The sequence below is a fragment of the Amphritea sp. genome, from assembly GCF_048266285.1.
GTDB lineage: Bacteria > Pseudomonadota > Gammaproteobacteria > Pseudomonadales > Balneatricaceae > Amphritea.
Window position 1 is genome coordinate 113,438 of the sequence record NZ_JBLWZV010000008.1, and the last position, 12,573, is coordinate 126,010.

Genomic DNA, 12,573 nt, shown 5'->3' on the forward strand with positions numbered 1-12,573 from the left:
CCCGCAGAACTTAAACCGAGCTTGCGCTTAACTGCTCATCCTCTTCATTCAATTCACGAAGAATATGCGCCATCATCGAATCAATCTCGGTGCGCTCGGCGTCATCCGCACCGTCAACCAAGGCTTCCAACAACATAGCGTTGATCCGTTCCTTGCGCAGAATAAACAGATCACGCAATGAATAGGCAATAGCCAATCGATCATCAGGAAATAACAGCACTAAGCGTTTTATCAATTCCCCAGAGCCTTTAGGCAGCGCCAAGACCATATGGATAGCGACATCCTGAGGTTTCAAGGAAGAACCTTCCAACGCCGTACTGATCAAAATATCGGGATCTTTTGGGTATTGCCCCAACGCCACTAGCAGCAGCTTCAGTTCCGGGTCGCCAATTTCAGCTAGATTGTAGCTCAACTGAGATTCCAGCACCCCAGACCCTACTGAGGTGCCCTGCATGCTGACCTGATATTTCGCACTGGCCTCGAGTGTTTCGGTGCGTACATAGAGCTTACGAATTAACAGGAACACCACTACAAACAGATGTACAGCAACCAAATAATAGTACAGCCAGATAGCATCAAACTCGGTCATCAGAAAGCCAGCAATAATAGGGCCCAAGATACCGCCACAGCCTAACAGGATTTGCATCATACTGGTGGCCGACATCGCATCTTTGAGGTCAATATGATCGAACACCTGAGTCACCGCTAACGGGAACAATGCCACGCCTGAACCACCGGATAACAAAAAGAGTACCACTAACACCTCGATCGGCATCGGTATAAAGCTTTCGGCGATAATCAGTAAGTTACTAAAAACCCCCATGCCCATCAGGCCTGCGGCGACGATACGTTTATCATAACGATCCGCCAGCCACCCCACCGGGTACTGGGTTAACAATCCGCCCAATTGATAGGAACCCAACACCAGTGATAACCAGATACCGGTGATCCCATGGTCATAAGCATACAGGGAGATTAATGAGACACTGGCGGCACTGATTAAACCAGCACAGAAACAAGATAGAGTTCCCGAGGGAGAGTAGTGCCATAACGCTCTAGGTGACATGGGGCGCGGACGGCTCGGCAACTCGGGCAACGGCAACCGACTCATCGACATAATAATTAACGAGACACAGAGAAATACGCCGATCAACCCAAATAAGCGGGGATCCTGTTCATTGGATAAACTAAAGAGAAACGGCGCAGAACCAAAGCCAATCGCAAAACAGATCTGATAAGTACCAAACACCGTGCCTCGGTTGCGTTTATCACTCAGTACATTCAGCCAACTTTCCAAAGTAATAAAACTAGTGACAAAGCAGAAGCCTGCCACCATCCGCAACCCACCGGTAATCCAGATATTAATAAAATAGCTGTGGCACACTGACACAATCGCCAGCATCGCCGCCATCGAGGCAAACGCGCGAATATGTCCCGCCCTGAGCACCGCTCTTGAGCCAAACAAACCGGCCATAATCGCGCCAACCGCGAACATACTCATGGCCATGCCAATATCCGACGAGGCGAAGCCGCCCTCTTTAAGGCGTATCGGCAGCATCACGAAAAATAGATTATGGCTTACCGCCATGGCAAAAATAGCAAACAAAATTGGCTGAATACGAAGCAAAATATTAGTTTGCATTAGTCTGTTAACCCATTGAAATAAACCCTAACGAATAGCCAATGCCCTAAACACAGTCTCATCCGCACCGATTCATTGGCGTCTTTGTCTTGCACGGCCGTTGATATTCCCATGCCACTTAAATGAAACCATACCGGGTTAAAATTCTTTCAGCAAATCGCTCTCCGCAACTGTGGCCTCTCAACCACCAGCTCAGCATATGAAATAAATAGCAGAAGAAATAGAAGTAAAATGAGGAATAATAGAACGGAGAATAGTGACGCCGTCTAGGTTCAACAGCAATTTAGAATATTAACGAAAACTTAAACATAAACAAAACCCGGCAGTGAACCGGGTTTTGTTTATAGATCACATTAAGCAGCTTGAGTTACTTCAAGCTCGGTACGGCTAAAGGCGGTCAACATTGCTTGCAAGGTCGCGGCCGAGGTATCACCCGCCACGGCCACGGCATAATAGTCCGTGCCGTTAATCTGTACCTCAATCGAAGCCTGCGCCTTCGCATCAGTGCCGCCGCTGATAGCGTGCTGGTCAAAGTTAATGACCTCAATGTCGCAGTTGAAGCCTTGCTTCAGGGCGCAACACAGTGCTTCAAGTGCACCGGCACCTTGCCCATCAAAATGCACTTCGCCGATACGGAAGTGGGCACTCACATGGTGACCTTCGGTGTGCAGATCATAATCATCTAACTGCCACTGACTCGGCACCGCAATAAACTGCTCATCAAACAAACGCTTAATATTACTCGGCGATACTTCCACGCCACTTTGCTCTGCCGCCCCTTGAACCACGCGGCTCAGAGGAGAGTGCATCCATTTTGGCAGACTAATCGCATAGTCCCGCTCTAACACCAGTGCCACGCCGCCTTTACCACTCTGCGAGTTGATGCGTACAATCTCCTCATATTCGCGGCCAATATCACGGGGATCGATCGGCAGATAAGCCACATCCCAATGCTGCTTTTCATGCTCGGTGTGATAGTTAACCGACTTGCGAATCGCGTCCTGATGGCTACCGGAGAAAGCGGTATAGACCAGTTCCCCTGCCCATGGGTGACGCCCGCCGACTGGAATACCGGTGCAGCTTTCCACCACCACATTAATCTCCATAATATTAGAGAAATCCAGCTTTGGATCTATCCCCTGAGAATACAGGTTCATTCCCATGGTGATAACATCCATATTACCGGTACGCTCACCATTACCCATCAATGTGCCTTCGATACGGTCAGCCCCCGCCAGCAAGCCAAGCTCTGCTGCAGCCACCGCACAACCACGATCATTATGGGTATGCAGGCTAATACGCACGTACTGGCGATTGACTAAGTTGCGGCAGAAATATTCAACCTGATCGGCAAAGCGGTTCGGCGTGGACATTTCCACGGTTGCCGGCAAATTAATAATAATGTCGCGGCCGCTCTGTGGCTGCCACTGCTCAATGACGGCATCACAGACCTCAATGGCATAATCCATCTCAGTACCACTAAAGCTTTCCGGCGAGTACTGGAACGACCATTCAGTATTGGGGTGCTGCTGTGCATACTGCTGCACCCATTTGGCGCCCTGTACGGCAATGGCCTTGATCCCGTCTCGAGACTGACCAAACACCTGTTCTCGCTGCACCGTTGAGGTGGAGTTATACACATGGATAACCGCTTTTTTCACCCCGGCCATCGCTTCATAAGTACGTTCAATCAGCTCTTCCCGTGCCTGTGTCAGCACCTGAATGGTGACATCATCGGGAATCCGCTGTTCGTCCACCAATTTACGCACAAAATCAAAGTCGGGCTTCGAGGCCGATGGAAATCCCACCTCAATCTCTTTAAAACCCAGTTTCACCAGCAGGTCGAACAGGCGCGTTTTCTGCTCAACACTCATCGGATTTACGAGCGCCTGATTACCGTCCCGTAGATCAACACTACACCAATCAGGTGCCTGCGTGAGCGTATTGTCCGGCCAAGTACGGTCAGTCAAACGGATCGGTTCAAATGCTTTGTATTTACGATGATCGAACATAGTCTCGTCCTGCTAAATCTCTGCCTGCGGCAGAATAGGGTTTCTAAATGATTGTCGCCGGTTAAGCGCGGCTCTCTCTATTGAAATCCCGCGCAACAGGGCGCGGGATCAAATCACTCTCTGGCATACTTTTGGTACACATTGATCAGTCCGGTAGACTGGTGCTTAAACCTGATTAAACACTTTTGGTGTTGTCATCCACATCCGCTGATAACGGCTGCTTTGGAGGTTCTCGGCAAATATGATTCGCTGCAGCAATCAATAGAGCAAAGTTTAAAGGGATTGCTGCGCAATAACTGCGCTAAATACAAAAAATTTAACAATATTGCGCAATTAAAATAAATCAAATACACTCAACCATTAAATATTATTGCGCAAGGCAATCAAACTATGAAATCAAACCATGCTATCGACCGTTTTGACTTAAAGATATTGCGCGAATTACAACGGGATGGCGGGCTATCCAATCAAGATCTAGCGGAGAAAGTAGGCCTCACCGCAGCACCCTGCTCCCGCCGAGTCAAAGCGCTGGAAGACACGGGCGTTATTCGTGAACGAGTTGTACGGTTAGATGAACGAGCGGTGGATCTTAACTTAATGGCGATCCTGCATATTAGTATGGATAAACATATTCCCGAACGGTTTGAAGCGTTTGAAAACACGATCACCGGTTTCCCAGAAGTAATGGAGTGCTATCTAATTACCGGACACGATGCCGATTATCAACTCAAAGTTGCCGTGCCTGACATGGATCGCTACCACGACATCCTGCTGGGAAAAATCACCCGAATTCAAGGTGTAACCGGTGTAAAGTCATCATTTATTATGCGCAAAATCGTCGATACCACGGCAGTACCGTTGAACTATATCGAATAATTGCGGCAAACAATGATTGAAGCATTAGTAATCCCCGTTATAATCAGTTAATCAATAAAAAATTTTACCTTATCGATTTCAAGAAGGGACACACCATGAAATATCCGTTCATATTCTGCCTCGCTCTGCTGACGGGCTGCAGCAGCGTCGCTAACCAGCCGGAATATAAACTGCCGTATGATCTCTCAGATAAGGTGATTCAATCACTTTCCTGTAATCAATTCGACGTCTGCAGTGCGCTATACCTAAAAAACACCCGTCCAAGAACACTGAAAGTCGCCGTGAGCGGAGAATACCACTCCATCAAGAGCGCTACCGTGTGGATTGATAATCAGGCTTACGCTTTAACACCGACCATCAGCTACACCAGTAATGGTGTGACACATTCCGGTAACCGCGTGTCTATGCGCCCTTTCACGTCTGAACAGCCGCTGAAAGAAAAACTAAAAATGGCAAATAAAGTCTTTTTAGAAGTGCAGCAACAGAGCACCTCATTTAAAACGCTGATGAAAGATGAAGATTTTTCTCACCCCCTATGGCGCGCACTCTTAGCAGGGCTTGACTGAGTAAATCGCCTAAGCGCTGACAACTGCGCCTCATAAAAAAAGCAGCCCATTCTCGAATGCGCTGCTTTTTTTATGCCCGTTAAATATCTATATATCAGTGCTGATTCAAACTGACCCGCTTCCCATTTTTGAATCATCAACGCTCATCGAGATCCATTGGATGCCGTCCGCTAGCCCTGTCATACACCTTTTGCCATATCCTTTGGAGATACAAACATCAACGCTGATATCACCTCTTATAGCGTCTCTTATACCGCCTCTTATAAAACAGACGATACCATCACAAAAACAGCTGTATGGCTTAATTAAAGCCGGATTCGGTCGCCTCATGCTGCTTTTCCAACAGTAAGCTCATCTCATGCGCGGGTAGTGGCCGACTAAAATAGTAACCCTGTGCATAATCACACCCCATCTGTTTCAGCATCGCGGCCTGTTCCGGCTCCTCTATACCCTCGGCAATCACACTCAATCCAAGGTTAGTCGCCAAGGCGATAATCGATTTGGTAATCGCCTGATCATTCTGATCATTCACCAGCTCTTTAACAAAGGCACGGTCTATTTTTAAAGTGTCCGCAGGCAGATGCTTCAAATAACTCAAACTGGAATAACCGGTACCAAAGTCATCGATACTGATCGAAACGCCTAAGGTTCTCAGTTTGGCTAATACACTGATCGCCGCCTCAACATCCCCCATGATCATACTTTCAGTTATTTCAAAATCGATTTTCGAGCTATCGATTTTCTTATCAAACATAAAGAGTTCTATCTGTTGGCAAAAATCTTTCTGCTGGAACTGACGAACAGAGAGGTTGATGGCCATATTTTTTAACCAGGGGTAATATTCAGTCCAGGCTTTCATCTGTAGACAGGCTTCCTCGATAACCCACTCACCGATATCGATAATCAGCCCGGTCTCTTCCGCTAAGGGGATAAACTCCAGCGGTGAAACAATCCCCATCTCCGGATGCTGCCAGCGAATCAGCGCCTCCATGCCATAAACCTGCTGCGTATTCAGATTCACTTTTGGCTGGTAATAGAGGACAAATTGATTATCGTCGAGGGCTTTACGCAGCGCATCTTCTAGCTGTAATTTACGCAGCACCCGCTCTCGAATATCCTTGGTATGGAACTGGAAAGCATTCCGCCCAAGATCTTTCGATTGATACATTGCGGTATCAGCATTTTGGATTAAGATCTCGGCAACATCTGAATCTTCAGGACAAACACTAATCCCGATACTGCTGGTAATACTCAGATCATAACCATCGATGATATAGGGCTGTTTAATAATGAAGAGCAGCTTCTCGGCAATGTTTGACAGATCCAGCATATGCTCAAACTCGGAGACCACAACCACAAACTCGTCACCACCAAAGCGGGACACAACATCCTCCTCTCGCAGCTGAAAAGAGATGCGCTCACCGACCATTTTAAGCAGTTTATCGCCGACCGAGTGGCCCAAGGAATCATTAATAGTTTTAAACTGATCTAAATCGAGAAACAGCACCGCCGCTTTGCTGTTATTACGTTTAGCATCGGCAATAATCTGTTCTAAACGATCATTCAGTAAGCTACGATTGGGCAAGCCGGTTAAGTCATCGTGGGTGGCCATAAAGGCTAGACGATTGGTTTCCCGATCAAGGTCATCATTCATCATATCCAATGCTAGGGCTAATTCTGTTATTTCTGTACTGCCCCAATTTGAAACAGGTTCGGGCTTAAGCCCTATAGCAAACAACCGGGTGCGTAGCACCAACTGTTCAATCGGTTTAGAGATCACTTTACGCACAGCACCGTTAATCAGCACACTGATAGCAAGGGCCGTGAACACAAAGAAGAGCGCAGCGATATAAACCATTTTAACGAGGCTATCTAAAATAGTGCCGGTGGGGATTAAGTGGACATAGCTCCAGTTCATCGGCTGTAGAGAGACGCCGATGGCTTGATAGGATTTGCCCTGCACCATCACCTCACCCATCAACACCGCCTTATTTGGCAACGGTTTAGCTAAGATGGACAACAGTTCGGTTTCTTGAGAATCGATGGAAAACGTCTCAACACCATCCTCTAACTGTTTTTGCCAAGGTCCTGCCAAAATAAAACCGCCCTGGCTATCTCTTAAAATGTACTGCTCATCGTCATACATCTCACTCATGCCTTGAATAAGCTTGAATAAACGATTTAATTGTACATCTTGCCCGAGGGTGCCGACCCATTCCCCCTCGATATCTAAAGGATAAACGGCACTCACCATCCACGTACCTGGAACAGGGTCGAAGAGCGGAGGCGTCCAGCGAATTTCTCGCTCGGGGTTACGCTCCGGCGAGGCTAAGGTCATCCATTCGGTAGAGGTATAATCGGTGTCCGGGGACATCAGATAAACAAAGTCAGGAAATGCTTGATCATAAATTAGTTCACCACGTTCATGATCTAGAAACCAAATATTACTGAAGGCTTTATCACTACTGGTGGCAACCCCAAAGGTTTCAAAAATATCAAACATTCTGCCGTAAAACAGCTTGGTCTCTGCAGTAACATGGTAATCAGGCGGTAAAAACAAACCCGCTTCGATGTCGCCATCATAGCTATCTTTCTTATTACGCCAAGCACCATCTTCAGATATAGCCATACGGGTATCGAATCGATCCGTATCTTTTGCACCGGTGTCGTCCAGTTGCCGATTGACCAACTGATTTAACTTTTTCAGGCTGGTAGTATAGATAGCTAAATCAGATTGAAAGTTATCGGCCGTCATCTGCATATATTCTTGATGTTGCGATAGCTCTTTATCGAGCAGCTCTGCTCTTGCCGTATAGTAAAACACTAACAATGCGGGCAGTAACACTGCCAATGAGCTCAAAATCACAATCCAGCTCATCTTTCTAGAAACATTCATCATTAGCGGGTCTCGAATTCGGCTTAAACTACCATTCTAGTCTAGTTTCGATACATTTTTAGCCTAGTAATCACCAATCTGGTACCACAAAACCTACTACCACTGTTGCATCATGAGAAAACACCCGTTTGAATTGATTCAGCACAGCTGACGGCACCTCGCTAACATTTCATTTATTGCAACACTGTGATTTACATATATCAATATACGCAAGATTACTTTTTCTATAGAGTAGCCCTATTAAATTTCAGTCGGGCTGTCTGTATAATGTTTGCCTGCCTGATTTTGAGCCTTGCCGGAGATGTTGTACCTGCTAGGTAAATGAACAGAATTTTCAGTCATTGCCCCTAGGCTATGACTTAATTAACCGGAACTATCAGATATGTCTAATAACTACTTCAACACGCTGCCACTGCGTGAGCAACTGGAACAACTGGGCAAATGCCGCTTCATGTCTATGGACGAGTTCAGCGATGGCGTTGACGCTCTAAAAGGCAAAAAAATGGTTGTTATCGGTTGTGGTGCTCAAGGCCTGAACCAGGGTCTTAACCTGCGCGACAGTGGCCTCGATGTTTCTTACGCTCTGCGTGAAGCAGCCATCGCTGAAAAGCGTCAGTCTTGGAAAAATGCGACTGAGAATGGTTTTGTTGTAGGTACTTATGAAGAACTGATCCCTACCGCTGATGTTGTGCTTAACCTGACACCTGATAAGCAGCACACGCCGGTTGTTAACGCTATCATGCCACTGATGAAAGAAGGCGCTTGCCTGTCTTACTCTCACGGTTTCAACATCGTTGAAGAAGGTATGAAAGTCCGTGAAGACCTGACCGTTATCATGGTTGCACCTAAGTGCCCTGGTTCTGAAGTACGTGCTGAATATGTACGTGGCTTCGGTGTTCCAACACTGATCGCTGTTCACGAAGATAACGACCCTAAAGGCGAAGGCTTGGCACTGGCTAAGGCTTATGCCGTTGGTACGGGTGGTCATAAAGCGGGCGTATTGATGTCCTCTTTCATCGCTGAAGTTAAGTCTGACCTGATGGGTGAACAGACTATCCTGTGCGGTATGCTGCAAACCGGTTCTCTACTGTGCTTCGACAAAATGGTTGAAGAAGGTATTGATGCCGGTTATGCCTCTAAGCTGATTCAGTACGGTTGGGAAACCATCACTGAAGCGCTGAAATACGGCGGCGTGACTAACATGCTAGACCGTCTTTCTAACCCAGCTAAAATCAAAGCATTCGATCTAGCTGAAGAGATGAAGCAGATCATGCGTCCGCTGTACAACAAGCATCAGGATGACATCATCGATGGCACCTTCTCTCGCACTATGATGGAAGACTGGGCTAATGATGATAAGAACCTGCTGGGCTGGCGTGCAGAAACCGCTGAAACAGCGTTCGAAAAAACCCCTGCTGGCGATGTCGAGATATCCGAACAGGAATATTTCGATAACGGTATTCTGATGGTTGCTATGGTTAAAGCGGGTGTTGAACTGGCTTTTGAAACGATGACGGCTGCAGGCATCATCCCTGATTCTGCTTACTACGAATCACTGCACGAAACACCGTTGATCGCTAACACTATTGCCCGTAAGAAACTGTACGAGATGAACGCAACTATCTCTGATACAGCAGAATACGGCTGCTACCTGTACAACCACGCATGCTTGCCACTGCTGGCTGACTTCATGAAAGACATTAAAACCGATGTTATCGGTAAAGGTCTGGAACTGGACGACACTGGCGTCGACAACGCTCGCTTGATCGAAGTTAACGCTGCCCTGCGTTCACATCCTGTTGAAGCGATCGGTTCTGTTCTGCGTGGCCACATGGCTGACATGAAGAAGATCGTTTAATAACGACCTCACCTGTGATGAATAACAGGTAGATGAAGGCCAGGACTCACCTCCTGGCCTTTTTTTTAGCATTCAAAACAACCTAACACAGACTTCGGATCGCTATGAATATTCGCCTCGAAAACCTCACCGTCAACTTCGATGATCGCTTTCAGCTAGATGAGATCAACTGGCAACTGGATGATACCCAACACTGGGTGATTACCGGCACGAACGGCGCAGGTAAATCAGCATTAGCTGCTATTTTGGCGGGAGCTGGCGACATCGTTAGCGGTTCAATGAGCGGTGTTCCAGCGAAGGTAGGCTTAGTATCCTTTGAAGCACAGGCGGAACTGATTGAGCGGGAACGGAAAAAAGACGACGCTGATATTATGGATGTTATCGCCGAAGGTACTCCTGTGCATGAGATACTCCATGAGGGCGAGCGCAATTCAGCGCTGATTCAACAACTGGTCGCAATGTTCAAACTCGAATCCCTACTCGACCGTGCATTCCGTAAGTTATCCACCGGTGAATCCCGCAAAGTGATGCTGATTCGGGCGTTGGCCAGTGAGCCTGAGCTGTTGGTACTCGATGAGCCCTTCGACGGCCTCGACGCCCATACTCTAGAGATGCTGCAACAGTATCTGCTCGGTTTAGTCGAAACCGTACCGATGATCTTGGTGCTTAACCGCTTCGATGAGTTTCCCGATTTCATTACCCATATCGCCTATGTCGATCAGGGCCGCTTACAACACCAGATCAACCGCCATGATTCACAAGCCTATAACGAGCTATATCATCTGTTGCACCTGAAAACCACCGAACTTCAAGTGCCGCCCACTGACAGTGATACCGCCCTACCACCGCTTGACCCAACCCAGCCCCTAGTGCGACTGAATAAGATTAATGTAACTTACGATGGTCACCGTATTATCGATTCACTCGACTGGACCATCGAGCCCAATCAACATTGGCAACTCAGCGGCCCTAACGGCAGTGGTAAAACCTGCCTGCTGTCACTCATTACCGGGGATCATCCGCAGTGTTATGTAAATGATATTTTTGTCTTCGGTTTTCAGCGTGGTAACGGCGAAAGCATTTGGCAGATAAAACAATTTATCGGCTATGTTTCTACCGCTTTGCAATGGGAATATAAAGTCGGCACCGGCCTGCGAAATGTCATTATTTCGGGCTTCTATGACAGCATTGGCCTATACACTAAAGCCACTGATCGACAGAAGCAGATCGCCGATCAATGGCTGGCACTATTAGGCATGACCGACCGGGCCGACACCCCGTTCAACAAACTATCCTACGGTGATCAGCGCCTGTTACTCATCGCCCGTGCGATGGTCAAGCATCCCCCCCTCTTGATTCTCGACGAACCCTGCCTAGGCCTAGATGATATGAACCGCCAGCTGGTATTAGCACTGATCGAGAAGATCTGCGCCGGTAGCGAAACCGCCGTGCTCTATGTGAACCATCACGCTGAAGACAAAATCAAAGGCATCGATCACTATTTAGCATTGGAAAAACGCGAGCCTGAAAATAGCTAATAGCTTTGCACTATACTGATAAGTAGATAAAAAAAGCCCGGCATAACAGCCGGGCTTTTTTCTTTGTTGATGAACGGGACAGTAACGCGATCAAATGCCCGAAGGGGGAGGCAAATAATGCTCAGCCACAGTGACCGTAGTTTAGCTTCAAAAGGTGATACGCATTCCTACCAGATAACCCGGATCGGTATTATCGGCATCATTATCACCAACCTCACCGAAAAGACTGACGCCTTTCTGTTCAGGGAACTTATAAGTCGCATTGGCATACCAGCCAGTCACGTTATCTCCAGCATCTTCGTCACGGCTCTGAATACCTAACGCAACCGTCGTAGTCTTTGCAACCGGGAAGGCGGCGACCAAATTGTAAACCTCTGCGGTATCTTCCATAGACCCGTAGTCAGCACCAAACGTTGCAAAGCCGGCATCAAAAGTCACACCTACACCCCAGGTCGAAACTGAGTCAGAGCCGGTTTCTTGATAGTTCTGATACGCAGCCATCAACCCCAGATTACCCACCTCGGTAGAGACAAATAGATCAGCGGATTTAGTGCCATCACTATCCCCATTACCTTCTGCTTTAAGGTCAGTAGAAACTGACACAAAGACGCTATCAAACTGAGCATCAACACGGATAACATCATCACCGGCATCATCGTTCAGATCAAAAATGTCGTCTTCAACAACCGTTTCATACGCTTTTTCAACACTAAACTCATCCGAAGAGTAATTCTGCTTACCAACGCGCAGGGCAACATTGTCAAACTTAAGACCGAGATACGCCTCCTCCAGTTTACCGCCATCCTGAGAATCACTACTCTGATCATTAGCACGCTTATCGAAGCTGTAATCTAGTTGTGCAAACGCACTCATCCCTTCATTAAGGCTATAGGTCACCCGATTTTTCAGTTCCAGATCGTCAAACTCAAGATCTTGATCCTGGTTATCACCTATCTTCTGTCGCAGCTGAACCTGCAGGTCGCCTTTAAGAACATATGTCAGGCCATTGTCTTCATAGACTGTTGCCGCCTGAACGGAACCAACCAGAGTCGCCGCAGCGATAGCGGTAGCTAAAACAACTTTCTTCATCATCAATCTCCACTTTAGTGAATGTATTTCTTTTTATAGTTTTTCAGGGTTTCTCCTGCAGGACAGGATGGGCCCCTGTTATTCCCAGGTGCTCGA

8 protein-coding genes are annotated in these 12,573 nt (G+C 47.3%); 4 read left to right on the forward strand and 4 right to left on the reverse strand.

Annotated elements, in window-relative coordinates; translation table 11 throughout:
• Positions 1 to 10: 10 nt before the first annotated feature.
• Positions 11 to 1,642 carry an MFS transporter gene (locus tag ACN0T0_RS11360; protein ID WP_417226130.1) on the reverse strand — a complete coding sequence of 544 codons (1,632 nt, stop codon included), beginning with the start codon at positions 1,640 to 1,642 and terminating at the stop codon, positions 11 to 13.
• 353 nt (positions 1,643 to 1,995) lie between these two features.
• A complete protein-coding gene (gene leuA, locus ACN0T0_RS11365) occupies positions 1,996 to 3,654 on the reverse strand; it encodes a 2-isopropylmalate synthase (RefSeq protein WP_417226131.1) in 1,659 nt (552 codons plus the stop codon).
• A gap of 390 nt (positions 3,655 to 4,044) precedes the next feature.
• Here leuA and ACN0T0_RS11370 point away from each other — a divergent pair, with 390 nt between their 5' ends.
• Positions 4,045 to 4,530, forward strand: coding sequence for an Lrp/AsnC family transcriptional regulator (locus ACN0T0_RS11370; protein ID WP_417226133.1), 486 nt, complete (start codon positions 4,045 to 4,047; stop codon positions 4,528 to 4,530).
• A gap of 95 nt (positions 4,531 to 4,625) precedes the next feature.
• Positions 4,626 to 5,096 (forward strand): hypothetical protein, encoded by a 471-nt coding sequence (locus tag ACN0T0_RS11375; RefSeq protein WP_417226135.1) that lies wholly within the window; start codon positions 4,626 to 4,628, stop codon positions 5,094 to 5,096.
• Positions 5,097 to 5,397: 301 nt separating this feature from the next.
• Here ACN0T0_RS11375 and ACN0T0_RS11380 read toward each other — a convergent pair whose 3' ends face one another.
• Entirely contained in the window at positions 5,398 to 7,956 is a 2,559-nt protein-coding gene (locus ACN0T0_RS11380) for an EAL domain-containing protein (RefSeq protein ID WP_417226137.1), read from the reverse strand.
• 418 nt (positions 7,957 to 8,374) lie between these two features.
• On the opposite strand from ACN0T0_RS11380, the gene ilvC reads away from it, so the two are divergent.
• Positions 8,375 to 9,850: a ketol-acid reductoisomerase gene (gene ilvC, locus ACN0T0_RS11385; protein WP_417226138.1), complete on the forward strand. Its 1,476-nt coding sequence runs from the start codon at positions 8,375 to 8,377 to the stop codon at positions 9,848 to 9,850.
• A gap of 104 nt (positions 9,851 to 9,954) precedes the next feature.
• On the forward strand, positions 9,955 to 11,388 hold the full coding sequence (gene modF, locus ACN0T0_RS11390) for a molybdate ABC transporter ATP-binding protein ModF (RefSeq protein WP_417226140.1): 1,434 nt from the start codon (positions 9,955 to 9,957) through the stop codon (positions 11,386 to 11,388).
• A 147-nt stretch (positions 11,389 to 11,535) separates the two neighbouring features.
• Here the strand turns inward: modF and ACN0T0_RS11395 are convergent, their stop codons facing one another.
• Complete coding sequence (locus tag ACN0T0_RS11395; RefSeq protein WP_417226142.1) at positions 11,536 to 12,477, reverse strand: porin; 942 nt, start codon at positions 12,475 to 12,477, stop codon at positions 11,536 to 11,538.
• Positions 12,478 to 12,573: the final 96 nt, after the last annotated feature.

Bases quoted from the DNA above. Each gene is read 5' to 3' on its own strand.
- ACN0T0_RS11360 (WP_417226130.1), bottom strand. From the start codon at position 1,642: ATGCAAACTAATATTTTGCTTCGTATTCAGCCAATTTTGTTTGCTATT.
- leuA (WP_417226131.1), bottom strand. From the start codon at position 3,654: ATGTTCGATCATCGTAAATACAAAGCATTTGAACCGATCCGTTTGACT.
- ACN0T0_RS11370 (WP_417226133.1), top strand. From the start codon at position 4,045: ATGAAATCAAACCATGCTATCGACCGTTTTGACTTAAAGATATTGCGC.
- ACN0T0_RS11375 (WP_417226135.1), top strand. From the start codon at position 4,626: ATGAAATATCCGTTCATATTCTGCCTCGCTCTGCTGACGGGCTGCAGC.
- ilvC (WP_417226138.1), top strand. From the start codon at position 8,375: ATGTCTAATAACTACTTCAACACGCTGCCACTGCGTGAGCAACTGGAA.
- modF (WP_417226140.1), top strand. From the start codon at position 9,955: ATGAATATTCGCCTCGAAAACCTCACCGTCAACTTCGATGATCGCTTT.
- ACN0T0_RS11395 (WP_417226142.1), bottom strand. From the start codon at position 12,477: ATGAAGAAAGTTGTTTTAGCTACCGCTATCGCTGCGGCGACTCTGGTT.